The organism is Rhizobium sp. RSm-3, assembly GCF_001854685.1.
Classification (GTDB): domain Bacteria; phylum Pseudomonadota; class Alphaproteobacteria; order Rhizobiales; family Rhizobiaceae; genus Rhizobium; species Rhizobium ecuadorense.
In genome coordinates this window covers 274,438-289,925 of sequence record NZ_MAWZ01000046.1, presented here as the reverse complement: position 1 = coordinate 289,925, position 15,488 = coordinate 274,438, and the positions used below count along the sequence as shown (strand labels likewise).

The 15,488-nt window shown below is 62.5% G+C and carries 14 protein-coding genes and 1 pseudogene; 8 read left to right on the top strand and 7 right to left on the bottom strand.

Features of this window, described 5'->3' with window-relative positions:
- Positions 1-65: 65 nt before the first annotated feature.
- On the bottom strand, positions 66-959 hold the full coding sequence (locus tag BBJ66_RS26625) for a LysR family transcriptional regulator (protein WP_049734761.1): 894 nt from the start codon (positions 957-959) through the stop codon (positions 66-68).
- Positions 960-1,488: 529 nt separating this feature from the next.
- Here BBJ66_RS26625 and odc2 point away from each other — a divergent pair.
- The 4 genes from odc2 to BBJ66_RS26605 all read left to right on the top strand — a co-directional run bounded on the left by odc2 (position 1,489) and on the right by BBJ66_RS26605 (position 5,812).
- Positions 1,489-2,622, top strand: coding sequence for an ornithine/lysine decarboxylase (odc2, locus tag BBJ66_RS26620; RefSeq protein WP_049734760.1), 1,134 nt, complete (start codon positions 1,489-1,491; stop codon positions 2,620-2,622).
- A gap of 94 nt (positions 2,623-2,716) precedes the next feature.
- A complete protein-coding gene (locus BBJ66_RS26615; RefSeq protein WP_071091059.1) occupies positions 2,717-3,307 on the top strand; it encodes a GNAT family N-acetyltransferase in 591 nt (196 codons plus the stop codon).
- A 227-nt stretch (positions 3,308-3,534) separates the two neighbouring features.
- Entirely contained in the window at positions 3,535-4,563 is a 1,029-nt protein-coding gene (locus BBJ66_RS26610) for a serine hydrolase domain-containing protein (protein WP_071091056.1), read from the top strand.
- 91 nt (positions 4,564-4,654) lie between these two features.
- Complete coding sequence (locus BBJ66_RS26605; protein ID WP_071091054.1) at positions 4,655-5,812, top strand: GGDEF domain-containing protein; 1,158 nt, start codon at positions 4,655-4,657, stop codon at positions 5,810-5,812.
- 127 nt (positions 5,813-5,939) lie between these two features.
- Here BBJ66_RS26605 and cysE read toward each other — a convergent pair whose 3' ends face one another.
- The 5 genes and pseudogenes from cysE to BBJ66_RS26580 all read right to left on the bottom strand — a co-directional run bounded on the left by cysE (position 5,940) and on the right by BBJ66_RS26580 (position 10,492).
- Positions 5,940-6,758, bottom strand: coding sequence for a serine O-acetyltransferase (gene cysE / locus BBJ66_RS26600; RefSeq protein WP_071091051.1), 819 nt, complete (start codon positions 6,756-6,758; stop codon positions 5,940-5,942).
- An 89-nt stretch (positions 6,759-6,847) separates the two neighbouring features.
- Positions 6,848-7,291: pseudogene (locus BBJ66_RS33775) on the bottom strand (GNAT family N-acetyltransferase); the annotation flags it as partial.
- A 178-nt stretch (positions 7,292-7,469) separates the two neighbouring features.
- Positions 7,470-8,459 (bottom strand): WD40 repeat domain-containing protein, encoded by a 990-nt coding sequence (locus BBJ66_RS26590; protein WP_071091046.1) that lies wholly within the window; start codon positions 8,457-8,459, stop codon positions 7,470-7,472.
- Entirely contained in the window at positions 8,459-9,556 is a 1,098-nt protein-coding gene (locus tag BBJ66_RS26585) for a CobW family GTP-binding protein (protein ID WP_071091043.1), read from the bottom strand. Before BBJ66_RS26585 ends, BBJ66_RS26590 begins: the two co-directional genes overlap by 1 nt.
- A 147-nt stretch (positions 9,557-9,703) precedes the next feature.
- On the bottom strand, positions 9,704-10,492 hold the full coding sequence (locus BBJ66_RS26580) for a creatininase family protein (protein ID WP_071091040.1): 789 nt from the start codon (positions 10,490-10,492) through the stop codon (positions 9,704-9,706).
- Between the two features lie 85 nt (positions 10,493-10,577).
- Here BBJ66_RS26580 and BBJ66_RS26575 point away from each other — a divergent pair, with 85 nt between their 5' ends.
- The 3 genes from BBJ66_RS26575 (at position 10,578) to BBJ66_RS26565 (ending at position 13,215) form a co-directional block, all read left to right on the top strand.
- A complete protein-coding gene (locus BBJ66_RS26575; protein WP_071091037.1) occupies positions 10,578-11,090 on the top strand; it encodes a MarR family winged helix-turn-helix transcriptional regulator in 513 nt (170 codons plus the stop codon).
- Between the two features lie 117 nt (positions 11,091-11,207).
- The gene (locus BBJ66_RS26570) at positions 11,208-12,230 is read left to right on the top strand and encodes a LacI family DNA-binding transcriptional regulator (RefSeq protein WP_003590238.1); all 1,023 of its coding nucleotides are present in this window, start codon (positions 11,208-11,210) and stop codon (positions 12,228-12,230) included.
- Positions 12,231-12,258: 28 nt separating this feature from the next.
- Positions 12,259-13,215 (top strand): 2-hydroxyacid dehydrogenase, encoded by a 957-nt coding sequence (locus tag BBJ66_RS26565; protein ID WP_071091033.1) that lies wholly within the window; start codon positions 12,259-12,261, stop codon positions 13,213-13,215.
- Positions 13,216-13,250: 35 nt separating this feature from the next.
- Here BBJ66_RS26565 and BBJ66_RS26560 read toward each other — a convergent pair whose 3' ends face one another.
- The gene (locus BBJ66_RS26560; RefSeq protein WP_049734751.1) at positions 13,251-14,030 is read right to left on the bottom strand and encodes a gamma-glutamyl-gamma-aminobutyrate hydrolase family protein; all 780 of its coding nucleotides are present in this window, start codon (positions 14,028-14,030) and stop codon (positions 13,251-13,253) included.
- 291 nt (positions 14,031-14,321) lie between these two features.
- Here BBJ66_RS26560 and BBJ66_RS26555 point away from each other — a divergent pair, with 291 nt between their 5' ends.
- A complete protein-coding gene (locus tag BBJ66_RS26555) occupies positions 14,322-15,428 on the top strand; it encodes a TRAP transporter substrate-binding protein (RefSeq protein WP_007631767.1) in 1,107 nt (368 codons plus the stop codon).
- Positions 15,429-15,488: the final 60 nt, after the last annotated feature.

Sequence of the window (15,488 nt, the reverse complement as noted above, 5' to 3'; positions counted from 1 at the left end):
TCCGTGCCGGATTCAGATAGCCGCGGGTTGGACCGGGGCGCGATGTCGCAGCCGCAGGAGCGGCGCTACGGATGTTTCTTGAACCAGGTGTTGAGGTAATCGACGAAGATCCTGACCTTGGCCGGCAGGTAGCGGCGGTGCGGATAGACGGCATAGATGCCGCGGTCGGTCGGCAGGTAGTCGTTGAACAGCGTCACCAGCTCGCCGCTCTCGATCGGCTTGCGGGCGATGAAGTCAGGGATGAGGGCGATGCCGATGCCGGCAAGGGCCGCGCGCAATGTCGCATGCGGGCTGTTGACTTCCATCGGGCCGGAGACGGCGACGGCGAATGAGGTGTTGTCGGGATTGTGGAAGCGGATGCTCGCCTGGGTGCGCGAATTGGTGTCGATGATGAAGGGAACGTTGGAAATGTCGCTCGGATGCGCGAGATCGGGATGGCGCTCGAGAAAATCGGGGGTGGCGCAGAGATGGACGCGGAAATCGGAGACCTTGCGGGCGATCATGCCGGAATCTTCGAGCTTGCTGATGCGGATCGCCACGTCGAAGCCTTCCTCGATCAGATCGACGAATCGGTCGTCGGCGGCGATCTCCAGCGAAAGATCCGGGTTCTCCCTGGAGAAGTCGATCAGCGACTGGCCGACATCGGCATCGACGAAAGTGCGGGGCACGGATATGCGCAGCCGTCCCTTCAGCTGCGCATTGTTTTCGCGCACGAGATCGGCAAGGTTGTCGATCTCCTTGAGGATATCCGAAGCGCTGCGGTAATAGGTGTGGCCGGCCTCGGTCATGGAGAACTGCCGGGTGGTGCGGTTGAGCAGCAGGGCGCCAAGCTCATCTTCCAGCTCGCGCACATATTTGGAGAGCAGCGCCTTGGAACGGCCGGTGCGTCTGGCGGCGGCGGAAAAGCCTTCGGCCTCGACGACATCGATGAAGGCGCGTATGCGGGTCAAGGTATCCATGAATATCCCTCAGGCTGTATCGGAATGTTGAACAAATCGGCTCGCCCTGTTCAATTATTTTTTTAACCCTGAGATCAAAAAAACGCTTGATTATGAAGGCGAATATTCTTATTTCCACCTCAGCCCAAAGTCGCACGTGCCCATGGGTGTCCGCCGAACCCTCGAATTGGTGAGGAAATCGGTAAGGTACCTGGAATTAACCCCTCCAGTCGCTATTCCGGCCAACCGGAAAATGCGAGGACGCCTGAAGCAACGACGGTGCGGGCCTTTTTGTTCTCTCCCTGCTTTCCATCAGCGGGGGTTACTGAAGAGGCACACCATCATTGCCGGAAGTGCGGTTGGGATTCTCCCTCCAATCCATGGCAGACAAAGCCGAACTTACACCGCATCGCGGCGTTGGTTCACGATCAGCGCATCGAGCGCTTGCTATGGTTCCGGGGTCTCCACCGGCTGGTTCCAATGCGAGTTCTCGTATGCCCTTTGTCCTCCGGCTGATGCCGGAGCTCTGGAACTGGAAGAGGGAAACGATATGACCACCCAGCGCATCCGCGACTTTCTCGCAACCCGACGTCCCGACGGTCCCTGCCTCGTGGTTGACCTCGATGTCATCAGCGACAATTTCCACGCCTTCCGTCACGCCATGCCGGATAGCGCCATCTACTACGCCGTCAAGGCCAACCCGGCCCCTGAAGTGCTGAAGCTGCTCGCAGGCCTCGGCTCCAATTTCGATTGCGCATCCGTTGCCGAAATCGAAATGGCGCTGGAAGCCGGTGCGACCGCCGCCCGCATCTCCTATGGCAACACGATCAAGAAGGAACGTGACGTTGCCCGCGCGCATGCGCTCGGCGTCAGCCTCTTTGCGGTCGACAGCCATGAGGAAGTCGAGAAGATCTCGCGCGCCGCTCCCGGCGCCCGTGTCTTCTGCCGCGTGCTGACGGACGGCGAAGGCGCCGAATGGCCGCTGTCGCGCAAGTTCGGCTGCGTTCCGCAGATGGCTGTCGACGTTCTCGTCTACGCCCATCAGCTTGGCCTGCAGTCGTACGGCGTCTCGTTCCATGTCGGTTCGCAGATGACCAAGGTTGATGCCTGGGATTCGGCGCTCGCCGATGCCAAGCGCGTCTTTGTATCGCTTGCCAAGCAGGGCATCCACCTGCAGATGGTCAACATGGGCGGCGGCTTCCCGACCAAGTATCTGCGCGACGTTCCGTCGGCGGAAGCTTACGGCAAGTCGATCTACCAGGCGCTGCGCACGCATTTCGGCAACCAGATCCCGCAGACGATCATCGAGCCGGGCCGTGGCATGGTCGGCAATGCCGGTGTCATCAAGGCTGAGGTCGTGCTGATTTCGAAGAAGTCGGACAATGACGATGCGCGCTGGGTCTTCCTCGACATCGGCAAGTTCGGCGGTCTCGCCGAGACGATGGACGAAGCTATCCGCTATCCGATCCGCACGGAGCACGACGGCGACGAGATGGAGCCCTGCGTCATCGCCGGCCCGACCTGCGATTCGGCCGACGTGCTCTACGAAAAGAACCTCTATCCGCTGCCGATCTCCCTTTCGATCGGCGACGAGGTTCTGATCGAAGGCACCGGTGCCTATACGACGACCTATTCGGCGGTCGCCTTCAACGGTTTCGAACCGCTGAAAGCCTACGTCATCTAAGGTCGTTTCCGCCGGCCCCGTAACCAGCCGGGGCGGCAATTTCACAATTTTCCTTCATCGCCGCTGATAACGGTATTGGGTACGGGAGGCCAAGATGGCCGCTGTTCTTGATTCTGTCCGCGCATTCTTTGCGCCTACCACTTTCGCCATCGACGCCGAAAATCCGTCGGATGTCGTTGCCCGTGAAAACCTGCTCGACCGAGTCATGGGCGCCGACCGCCGCAAGAAGTCATCGGAAAAGATCCGCCGTAACCGTGTTCCGGCCGAGGGCCTGGCGCTCGTCGCGCGCGATCGCGACGGCCATGTCATCGGCTCGGTGCGGCTCTGGAACATCGAGGCCGGCGTCAACGACGAGGGCACGCCGATCAATGCACTGCTGCTCGGCCCGCTCGCCGTTGCGCCGCATCACGGCGGCAAGGGCATCGGCTCGGCGCTGATGCGCGCGGCGCTTCTCGAAGCCAAGAAGCGCGGGCATGGCGCCGTCCTGCTCGTTGGTGACGCCGCCTATTACGAGCGTTTCGGCTTTTTTGCCGAAAAGGCTCGCCATCTTGTCATGCCGGGACCGTTCGAACGCTCGCGCTTTCTGGCGCTCGAACTCACGGAAAGCTGGCTTGACGGCGCCGCCGGCATGATCGTCCCCTCGGGACGCATGCTGGCTGGCGCGCCGGTTCGCCGCGCCGCCTGAGGCTGTGCCGATCGGCTGGCCCGGGTTGAACGTCCTTACCCCGGCCGGCAATATCCGCGCCGCTTGACCATGGGGGCAGGCGGGCCTGCCATGGTTGCGGCGCGGATTGTCTTTTCGGATGCCGCGGCGCAGGGTGGCCGGGATGCCCGGTAACCGTGGCAACACAATCGCGTGAGAAGCGCCGCCAGCCCGCGAACATGCCGCGGCGATGTCCTATCTTGCGCCGCATGATCCGCGTTCTCTCCCTTCTGCTTCTCTTCTGTCTGCCGCTTGCCGCAACGGCGCCGGCCGCTGCCCAGAGCATGGCCCGAGCCGGCACCGGGCTTGATCCGCGTCTCGATCAGGCGGCTGCCGACCCGGCGATGCGGCCGCTCAAGGTGGTGATCGTCGCGCGCGGCGGGCGGGTGCTTGTCGAACGCGGTTTCCATGGTCATTCGCCGTCGGAATCGACCAATATCAAATCCGCTTCGAAATCGATCATTTCGGCGCTGGTCGGCATCGCCATCGGCAAGGGCTTGCTGAAGGGGCCGGATCAGAAGATCGCAGCGATCCTGAAGGCCGATCTCCCAGCGACGCCGGACCCGCGCATCAACGATGTCACCGTCGGCCATCTGCTCTCCATGCAGGCTGGACTCGATCGCATGTCGGGGCCGAATTACGGCCGCTGGGTCTCCTCGCGCAACTGGGTGCGTTTTGCGCTCTCGCAGCCTTTCGTCGATCAGCCCGGCGGGGAGATGCTCTATTCCACCGCCTCCACGCATCCGCTGTCGGCCATCCTCACCAGGGTCAGCCGGCGGTCGACGCTGGCCTTGGCGCATGAATGGCTCGGCCCGGTCGACGGTTTTCGCATCGGGGCATGGGAGCGCGATCCGCAGGGCATCTATCTCGGCGGCAATCAGATGGCGATGAGCGCCCGGTCCCTGCTTGCCTTCGGCGAACTCTATCGTAATGGCGGGCGCACCCAAGAAGGAGCACAGGTGGTTCCTGCCGACTGGATTTCCCAGTCGTGGCAGCACCGCACCAACTCGCGTTTCTCGGGGGACGAATACGGCTATGGCTGGTTCACCCGGCAGATCGGCGGCGAGCAGGTGCATTTCGCCTGGGGTTACGGCGGGCAGATGCTCTATATCGTGCCGTCGCTCGATCTGACGGTCGTCATGACCTCGGAGGAAAGCGGTCCCTCGGCCCGAAACGGCTACCGGGATCTATTGCACGGGCTGCTGGCTGATATCATCGGCGCGGTGCGGGCCGCCTGAAAAACCCGATGATCGTTAAACTTCTAGCGAAGCCCCCAATCAAGCCGCAAAACGCTTCCTGTATGTTCCGCGAGAATTTCGGGAAAGCGTCATGCTGCTGGATCTCAGGACGATCTATTTCATTGTTGCCGTCAGCTGCTTCGTGCTGGGCATTCTCCAGCTTGCAGCCTATGCGACCGGCCGCTTCGAGAGGTGGCCGCTCTGGTGGGGCTTGAGCAACCTGCTAGTCGGCGTCGGGTCCTTCCTCGTCGCACTGCGCAATATCGTTCCCTATGCGGTCTCGATCGATGGCGGCAATATCGTGACCATTGCCGGCTATATGCTGATGTTCTTCGCGGTGCAGGTCTTTGCGGGCCGGGCCCTCGACCAGCGCTATTTCTGGCTCGCCATCCTTCTCGTCAGCGTGCCTGTCGCACTTATCGTCAGCGATCCCTCGGCGGTGTCGGCGAGGCTCTTCTATGTCTCGGTCGTCTGCTGCCTCTGCGATCTGGCCGTCGCAAGGGAGGCAATCGGTATTGCCCGGCGCGAGAAGCTGTATTCGGCCGCCCTGCTCGTCGGTCTCTATGTTTGCACTGCCATGATCTTTGCGGTGCGCAGCGTTCTTGCGGCAACCGGCGCAATCGGCGGGCCGGATCCTTTCGGCGGCAGTGTGGTCCATAGCTGGATGGCGGTATCGGCGGTCGCCTTCATCATGCTGCGCAGCATGGCCATGGTGCTGATGGCCGCCGAGCGCAGCCGAAATCAGCTGACCGAACTCGCTCACCACGATCCGCTGACCGGCGCGCTCAATCGCGGCGGCCTTGCTCAGCATCTGCCTGCTCTCGGCTCCCAGCCGGTCGCGCTGCTGATCATCGATATCGACCATTTCAAGCAGCTGAACGACCGGCATGGCCATGCGAGCGGCGACGATATCCTGCGGCTTTTCGCCAGTGTTTCCAGAGGTGTCATGCGCTCCGGCGATCTGCTCGCCCGGCAAGGCGGAGACGAGTTCCTGGCGGTGCTGAAGAATGTGTCCGGGCAGGATGCGGTGGCGATTGCCGAGCGCATCCGTCTCGCCTTCGCCGCCGCCGTGCTGCAGCGGCAGGATCTGGCCGTCTTTCCGACGCTGAGCATCGGCGTCGCCGCGCGAGGGGAAACCGGCGGAGATCTTGAACAGCTGATGCAGAAGGCGGATGAGGCGCTCTATCGTTCGAAGCGCGAAGGCCGCAACCGGGTCGAAGCCTTCGGAGAAAATCAGCAGGCCGCGTAACGAACGGGGAGAACCCGCCGCGGAACGGCTCTAAAACACGCCGCATCAAATTTGATTCATGCAACGCGCTTTAGCTCTTTGTTTTGTCGTTATCCCGGAACCGCGGCACACTTCCGGCCGACATGCATTAAATATTCTGATCCATCGTCTCGGCCGGGATTTCGTCGATGCGGTGGACGCGCACGAGCGTTGCCGGCACGCCGGCGACCGTGCAATGCTCGGGAACCGGCTTCAGCACGACGCTGCCGGCGGCAATCTTGCTGAAGGCGCCGATTTCGATATTGCCGAGAACCTTGGCGCCGGCGCCGATCATCACGCCATGGCGGATCTTCGGATGGCGGTCGCCGGTTTCCTTGCCGGTGCCGCCGAGCGTGACATTCTGCAGGATCGAGACTTCATCCTCGATGACAGCGGTTTCGCCGATGACGATGCCCGAGCCGTGGTCGAGCATGATGGCAGCGCCGATCCGTGCGGCCGGATGGATGTCCGGGCCGAAGACCAGCGAGGCGAGATTGGCGAGCCAGGTGGCGATCTCCGGCCGGCCGGCATTCCAGAGCGCGTGGGCGATGCGGTGCGTCTGCAGCGCATGAAACCCCTTGAGGTTCAGGAGCGCGTGCAGGAATGTCGTGCAGGCCGGGTCGCGTTCGCGCACGGCGACGAGATCGGCCTCGATCTTGCGCATGATATCGTCGTTGAGGGTGGACAGGATCAGATCGAACAGATCGCCGGTCTCCACCTGTGTCGCAGCGAGCCGCGCGGCGAGCACGCGGGCGATGATCTCATTGCTGCCCGAGGTGGCCGTTACCTGCGCGGCGAGCAGCCGTTGCAGGATCGGTTCGCGCGCGGCAAGTTCGAGTGCCTCGGCGCGGATTACCGCCCAGACGAATGCATTGTCCAAGGACTGCGGCTGTTGCGCGGCCAGACCAAGGCCGGTTGATTTCGGCATTCCCGTTTCCTCTGCCTGCGACTGCGCAGATCAGGCCTGCGTGGATTCATGTTTCGCCCGGGCAAGGCATTTGGCAAGCCCTGATTCTTGCCGCCAGACGGTCGCAGGCCTGGCGTCAGCTCCGGAAGCCGACGCCAGTGACAGCGCACATCCGGTTCCTTTTCCTCGTTGTCGGCGCCGTCGGTTTCTTCCTCGACGGAAAAACCGTGCCGCTCGTAGAAAGCGCGGGCGCCCGTATTGCGCTGGAAGGTCCAGAGCCTGATTTCATCCATCTCCTCCTGGGCGCAGCCGAGAAGCAGGGAGCCGATGCCGATGCCCTGGAAATCGGGAAGAACATAAAGCTGCTCTATCCAGTCGTCGCCATAGGCTATGACCCCGGCCAGCCGGTTTCCCATGGCGGCGCCGAGGATGGTGCAATTCGGCAGCAGATGCATGCGCCAGTACTGCTCTTCTTCATCAGGCGTGTGCAGATCCGGCAGCCAGGGCAGCCGCTGCCACAGCGCCACGCGCCTGATGCTTGCGGCCGCCTGCATGTGGTCGGCGCCGAGCGCCACGATTTCCGCTTCCGTCACGATGTCTTCCTAGAGCATGATGCCGAAAAGTGTGAGCGGTTTTCGGACGACATCATGCTCTAACTCTTTAAATTTAGAGCAGGATTCAGATTTTAGGGCAAACGGGCCTAAAATCATCCTGTTCTAGCCGGCAATAGGCTCAAGCCGAAATATCGATGACGCCGCAATCGCCGGCTTCGGAGGCGAAGGCGAGCAGCTTGCCGTTTTTGCTCCAGCTCATCGCCGTGACCGCGCCCTTGCCGGGGCGGCGCAGCAGCGCCTCCTTGCTGTCGGCGATGCGCACGGCGAGAATCATGCCGTCGATGAAGCCGATGGCGAGAATATCTTCGAGCGGATGGAATTTCACCGCGGTCGCCATGATGTTGGCGCGGGTGCCGAGCTCGAGCGGCGCCTTGCCCATCGGCCCGTCCTTGCCCTGGAAGGGCCAGACGATCGCCGCCGGCGCGCCTGACGAGGCGAGCCATTTGCCCTTGACCGACCAGGAGAGCGATTTCACCTTGGCGGGGTAGCCGGTCATGCGCATGTGGCGGGCTTCAGCGCCGGGCTTGCTGTCGAGTTTCCAGCCGTGCAGCGCGTTTTCCTGCATCGAGGTGACGAGGAAATTGCCATCGGGCGAGAAGGTGACGCCGGTATGCGCCCCCTTCCATTCGAGGTCGATCGGCTTGGCGTTCATGCCGATCCAGTGCAGCGACACACCGTTATAGCGCGCGGCTGCGATGCGCAGGCCCTTCGGCGCGAAGGCAAGGCCTTCGACCGTGCGCTCCTCGGCAAATTCCTTGGTCGTGCCGTCGGCAAGGCGCACGAGCGAACTCTTGCCGTAGGAATAGGCGATGGCGCCTTGCGGACCGGCCGCGACCTGCGAAATCCACTTGCGCGGCGCGCTGGCGAGCTCGCTGACGCTGCCGTCGGCTGAAATGCGCAGAACCTTGCCGTCCTCGCCGCCCGAAATCAGGCTCTCGCTATAGGGATCGCGGATGGCGGTGAGCATGCCCTGGTGTGCTTCTGAAACCCTGTCGCCGCCATCCAGCCGGTGAAACGTGCCGTTGGCGCTGGCGAAGAAGGGGACATCACCTAAAAATTCGACGGCCAGAATGTGGCCGTCGAGATCAAGCGGTGCAACTGTCGGCATCAGGCGGCTGCCTCGCAGGCCTTGAAGGAGGCTTCGAGCTTCTCACGATCGAGATCGCGGCCGATGAAGACGAGACGGCTCTCGTGCTTCTCGCCTTCCTTCCATGGCCGCTGGTGATCGCCCTCGATGATCATGTGCACGCCCTGAACGACATAACGCTCGGGATCGTCCTTGAAGGCGATGATGCCCTTGAGGCGGAGAATGTTCGGCCCCTGCGTCTGGGTGACCTTCTGGATCCAGGGGAAGAAGCGCTCCGGGTTCATCTGGCCGCCGCGCAGCGATACCGACTGCACCGTCACATCGTGGATCGCCGACATGGCGCCATGCTGATGATGCTCGTGCCCGTGGTGATCATGATGATGGTGGTCATGGTCATGGTCATGATGGTGGTGGTCGTGATCGCAATCCGGGCCGCAGACATGGTCGTCATGACCCTGCTCCAGGAAATGCGGATCGTTTTCGAGCGCGCGCTCCAGGTTGAAGGCGCCCTGATCGAGCACGCGGGCGAGGTCGACGCCGGAGCGGCTGGTCTTGTAGACGCGGGCCGCCGGGTTGATGGCGCGGACGATGTCCTCGATCACATCGAGTTCTTCCGGGGTCACCAGATCGCTCTTGTTGATGACGACGACGTCGGCGAAGGCGATCTGGTCTTCGGCCTCGCGGCTGTCCTTCAGCCGCAGCGGCAGGTGCTTGGCGTCGACGAGGGCGATGACGGCGTCGAGCTCGGTCTTGGCGCGCACGTCGTCGTCCATGAAGAAGGTCTGGGCGACGGGTACCGGATCGGCAAGGCCGGTGGTTTCGACGATGATGCCGTCGAAGCGGCCGGGGCGGCGCATCAGGCCTTCGACGACGCGGATCAGGTCGCCGCGCACCGTGCAACAGACGCAGCCATTGTTCATCTCGTAGATCTCTTCGTCGGATTCGACGATCAGGTCGTTATCGATGCCGATTTCGCCGAACTCATTGACGATGACCGCATATTTCTTGCCGTGATTTTCGGACAGGATGCGATTGAGCAACGTCGTCTTGCCGGCGCCGAGATAGCCGGTGAGCACGGTGACGGGAATGGGCTTCTGGGTGGAGATCGCGTCGGTCATGAGAACCTCTAGGATTAGGCGTGCGGCCGAGCGGTTTCAGATCGGCTGCTTCAAACGGTTGGTCTCATATAATGGCATGGGCGCGGCAGTTCAAAGGGTTTTATAATGTTATAAGATCACATCATCCGCCCGCTGCAGATCACCCTTTTATCGCAGTTGCGTAACGTCGAAGGCATCGACGTCCTCCAGCAGTTCCACCAGCCCCTTCACCGCATGCGCAATCAGCGCCTCGCCCTTTTCGGCCGTCGCCGCCGCGGCGTTGCCTGCCGCGCCTTGCGGATTGAGATCGGCCATCTTCCAGCCGAAGGCATGCGGCCCGTAGGCGCGCAGATGTTTGAAACGCCCGGCAAATTCACTCTGTCGCGAGGGAAAATCCGCTGCCTTCGCCATATCGACCTTGCCGGGGTGAAGGGCCAGCATCACCGAGGTTTCGATATCGCCGCCATGAATGCCGATCGCCTTTTCCTCCGGCGCCATCACGCCGTCCGGCAGGCCGAAGCGGGTCCAGCTCGTCGCCACCGCCAGCATGGCGAAGCGGATCCGCGCCTCGGTGGCCACGATCGTCATCAGGGGAGAATTGCCGCCATGGGCGTTCAGCATCACCAATTTGCGGGTGCCTTGCTTCGCCAAGCTTTCGGCGATGCCGAGCCAGCGGCCGACCGCTTCGTCGAAGGCGAGCGTCTTCGTTCCTTCAACATCCATGTGCTCTATGGAATAGCCGACGGATTCGGCGGGCAGGAAGGTGACAGGCAGGCCGGTAGGCAAGGCCATCTTCAATCGTCCGGCGATGCCTTCGGCAATCAGGGTGTCGGTTTCGAAGGGCAGATGCGGGCCGTGCTGTTCATGAGCGCCGAGCGGCAGCACGGCGATCGGGCGGCGCGCGCCGCGGACGGAGGCCGGGTCGCTGTCGTCGAAGCGGGGCGAAGGCGTCATCATCCGGTCGTTGCCTCTTGTTTATGACGAGATCCTGGGCAATGTCATATCGCAGCGGCGCCGGAGCTTAAAGATCAAAGGGATGGCTATGGGAAAGAAGCATAAGGACGGCAAGAAGAACAAGTCCAAGAAGAAGGACCAGACCGAGTATACGCTCGTCGACCTCTCGCCGGCGCTCACCCAGGCGGCTCGTTCCATGCGCACCGTGCTCTCGCGCAACCTGCTCGAAAGCGGCCTCTATGCCGGCCAGGACGGCGTCATTCTTTCGCTTGCCGAGAGCGACGGCATGACGGCCGGCGGTCTTGCCCAGAAGCTCGGCGTCAAAGCGCCGACGATGACGCGCACGATCGGCCGCATGGAGGCGCAGGGTTTTCTCGAGCGCAAGCCCGATGCCGAGGATGCGCGTCTCACCAAGGTCTATCTCACCGAACTCGGCCGCGGCAGCGTGCAGGCGATCGAAATGGCAGCCTCGGCCTGCGACAGGTTGGCGACGCAGGAATTCTCCGAAAAGGAAATCCGCAATCTCGTCCGGTTGCTGAAGGCGATCGACGGCAATCTGCAGGCCGAAGCCCTTCATATCGAAGAACCGGATGAAGAGTGAAATTTCCCCGAAAGACGAATTGCCTCCGCCGGTTAAATCTTTTAATTAAACATTTTAAGGGGCCGCGCCTGATACCGGCGGGGCTTGCTGTCTTGCGTGCTGCCTGGAGGAGGACACGTGGTCCAGAAGATCAAGCTTTCGACGATCGCCGAAACGCTCGGCATTTCAACGGCGACCGTATCGCTTGCCTTGCGCGACAGCCCGCTCGTCGCCGGCAATACCCGGGAAAAGATCAAGGAACAGGCGCGCGCGCTCGGCTACATCTACAATCGCCGCGCCGCCAGCCTTCGCACCTCGCGCTCCGGCATCATCGGTGTCGTCGTGCACGACATCATGAACCCCTTCTACGGGGAGATCCTGAAGGCGATCGAGAGCGAGCTCGATCGCAGCCGCCATACCTTCATCCTTTCCAACCACTACGACAATGTCGAAAAGCAGCGCACCTTCATCGAGACGCTCCTGCAGCTCGGCGGCGACGGCGTCATCATGTCGCCGGCGATCGGCACGCCGCCTGAGGACGTGCAACTGGCGGAAGAAAACGGCATGCCGGCGATCCTGGTCGCCCGTTCGATGGAAGGCCAGGACCTGCCGACCTATCGCGGCGACGACAGCTACGGCATCTCGCTTGCCACCAACCATCTGATCGGTCTCGGCCATCGTTCGATCGCGATGATCGGCGGCACGGACCAGACCTCCACCGGCCGCGACCGCTACCAGGGTTATGTCAATGCGTTGCGCAAGGCCGGCATCGAGGTCGATCCGAACCTGCGCATTCCCGGCCCGCGCTCCAAGCAGGGCGGCTTCGAGGCGGCGGTGCATTTCCTGTCGCTGCCGCAGAAGCCGACGGCGGCCGTCTGCTGGAACGATCTCGTGGCGATCGGGTTGATGAACGGTATTGCCCGTGCCGGCCTGGTGCCCGGACGCGACATTTCCGTCACCGGCTATGACGATCTCGAGGAGGCGTCGATCGCCACGCCGGCGCTGACGACCGTCTGGAACGGCCAGACCGAGGTCGGTCGCCTGGCGGCGCGGGCGCTGCTCGATCGGCTTGCCGGCAGCCACGAGCCCGACGGCATGCATCTGATCAAACCGGAAATGCGCATCCGCCAGTCCACCAGTCCCCATCGGCCCCGCGCCTGAGCCAAGACCGCATCCAAGAGGAAAAGCCATGTCCCGCATCGCCATTCTCGTTCCCGGGAAGATACACGAGCGCGTTCTCGAAAGGCTGGAGGATCGTTTTGACATCATCGCCGTCGCGCGCGAGGAAAGGCTTGCGCTCGACGCCGAGACCGCCGGCCGCATCCGCGGTGTCGCCGTCTCCGGCGCTTTCCCGGGTGTGTGGATGGACCAGCTGCCGCATGTCGAAGTGATTGCCAGTTTCGGTGTCGGCTATGACGGCATGGATGTGAAGCGGGCCGCCGAAAAGGGTATCGTCGTCACCAATACGCCTGATGTGCTGAACGACGAAGTCGCCGATACGGCGATCGGTCTGCTGCTGAACACCGTCCGCGAATTGCCGCGGGCCGAGGCCTGGCTGCGGGCGGGCAACTGGAAGCCGGGCACGGCCTATCCGCTGTCGCGTTTCTCGCTCAAGGGCCGCCATGTCGGGCTTTATGGCCTTGGCCGCATCGGGCTTGAGATCGCCAAGCGGCTGGAGCCGTTCAAGGTGAAGATCAGTTATCACACGCGGTCGCGCCATGCCGATGCACCCTATGATTATCATCCGACGCTGAAGGGGCTGGCGGAAGCGGTGGATACGCTGATCGCCATCGTTCCGAAGACGCCGCAGACGCACATGACGATCGATGCCGATATTCTGGCCGCCCTCGGCCCGAACGGCATTCTCGTCAATGTCGGCCGCGGCTGGACGGTGGACGAGGCGGCGCTGAGCGCAGCCCTTGCCTCCGGCGCGCTCGGAGCGGCCGGCCTCGATGTCTTCTATGACGAGCCAACCGTGCCGGCTTGCCTGCTGGAACCGGCCAATGCGGTGCTCCTGCCGCATGTCGCCTCGGCTTCGGTGCCGACCCGCAACGCGATGGCCGATCTCGTTGCCGACAATCTCATCGCCTGGTTCGAGAAAGGTGCTGCGCTGACGCCGGTGCCGGAGACGCCGCAGAAGCGTTAAAACAGCACGCTTTCAGCTTCGCCGGTGTCGCACCATCAGGCGATCGCCTGCGCGGGGGTGAGCGGCAGCTTGCCGGCGGCGTAGGCGCGGACGGCATCGCCGAAAGCGGCAAATAGCTGGTTCGAAGGCTCGTCGGTTTCGGCCCAATATTCCGGATGCCATTGCACGCCGACGGCGAAGGCCTTGGCGTCGATGACGGAGACGGCCTCCACCGTGCCGTCTTCGGCGATCGCTTCCACCTGCAGGCGCGGTGCGGTCCTGGCTATCGCTTGACGATGCAGGGAATTCACGCGAACCTCGCCGGGGCCGAGAATAGTCGCGATGCAGGAGCCTTCCTTGACGTGGACGCTCTGGCGAATGGCGTACATGCCGTCGCGGTCGACGCCCTCAGGCCGGCGGTGGTCCGAGATGCCCGGCTGCTCCTGGATCTCGCTTGCCAGCGAACCGCCGAGCGCGACGTTCAGCTCCTGGATGCCGCGGCAGATGGCGAGCAGCGGGATGGCGCGGTCGATGGTGCGGCGGATAAGCGGCAGGCTGATGGCGTCACGGGCAGGGTCGAAGGGACCGTCCCTGTCGCTCGCCTCGGCACCGTAGAGCGAGGGATGCACATTGCTGGCCGAGCCGGAAACCAGGAGGCCGTCGACGCGGTCGAGGATCGCGTCGGTATCGTAGCCTTGCTCGAAAGCGGGGATGATGAAGGCCATGACGCCGGCCGCGTTCAAGGCAGCACGCAGATATTGATGCTGCACGGCATGCCAGGTCGCGCCGTCGAAGCTGCGGATATCGGCAGGAATGGCAACGATCGGTTTCGTCATAGCAACTCCGGTAAAAATCTCTGTGCTTGCTGTTTCTGGCGCCAGAATGGCCCTTAAGTCAACGCTTGGCTGCGCGTGGTGGCCAAAATACGGCGGAAGCGCCCGGTGGCTCCGGGTTCGCCGCTAAGCCGCTGATTTTGATAGGGGCACGCGCATTGCCTTATTGCCGTCTTGATGCCAAAGGCTAATAGACTAAAGCTTGAATCGCGGCCCCCGCCATGCTTAGGTTTGCGCCGGCTGCGGGTGGGGTGAAGATTGGCCGCGCAGTGCCATCCATACGGGAGGTTTTTGATGGATCGTCGTTCGTTTTTCAAGAAGGCGGGAACCGCCAGCGCCGGCGCGGTCGCCGCAACTGCATTGGCAGCGCCTGCGATCGCGCAGGAGAATCCGAAGATCGCGTGGCGCATGACGTCGTCGTTTCCGAAGAGCTTGGATACGATCTATGGCGGCGCCGAGGATATCGCCAAGCATGTCGCCGCGGCGACGGACGGCAATTTCACGATCCAGCCTTTTGCGGCCGGTGAAATCGTGCCCGGCCTGCAGGCCGTCGATGCGGTGGCCGCCGGCACGGTCGAGGCAGCTCATACGACCTCCTATTATTTCGTCGGCAAGGACCCGACCTATGCCATCGGAACGGCCATTCCGTTTGGCCTGAACAGCCGCCTGACCAATGCCTGGTATTACGAGGGCAACGGCAATAAGCTGATGAACGAATTTTATGCCACCCAGGGCATGTATGCACTGCCGGCCGGCAATACCGGCGCGCAGATGGGCGGCTGGTTCCGCAAGGAAATCAATACGCTCGACGACCTCAAGGGCGTCAAGATGCGCATTGCAGGCCTTGCCGGTCGCGTCATGGAGAAGGTCGGCGTCATCCCGCAGCAGATCGCCGGCGGCGACATCTATCCGGCGCTGGAAAAAGGCACGATCGACGCGGCGGAATTCGTCGGCCCCTATGACGACCTGAAGCTCGGCTTCCACAAGGTGGCGAAGTACTACTACTATCCCGGCTGGTGGGAAGGTGGCCCGACGGTGCACGGTTTCTTCAACCTCGAGAAATGGAGCAACCTGCCGAAGCATTATCAGGCAGCGCTGACCGACGCCTGCGCCTTCGCCAACACCAACATGCTGGCGAAGTACGATACGAAAAACCCGACGGCGCTGAAGCAGCTCGTTGCAGAAGGTGCGACGCTGCGCCCGTTCAGCCAGGAGATCATGGAAGCCTGCTTCCAGGCGGCAACCGGCATCTACAGCGAAATCTCGGGCACCAACCAGTATTTCAAGAAGATCTACGACGATCAGACCGCCTTTAAGCGGGACGCCTATCTCTGGATGCAGCTTTCGGAATACACTTTCGATACGTTCATGATGATCCAGCAGCGGGCCGGAAAGCTCTGAGGGCTTCCTTCGGCGCATGACACCAACGCATGACAAAACCCCGGATCGCTTGATCCGGGG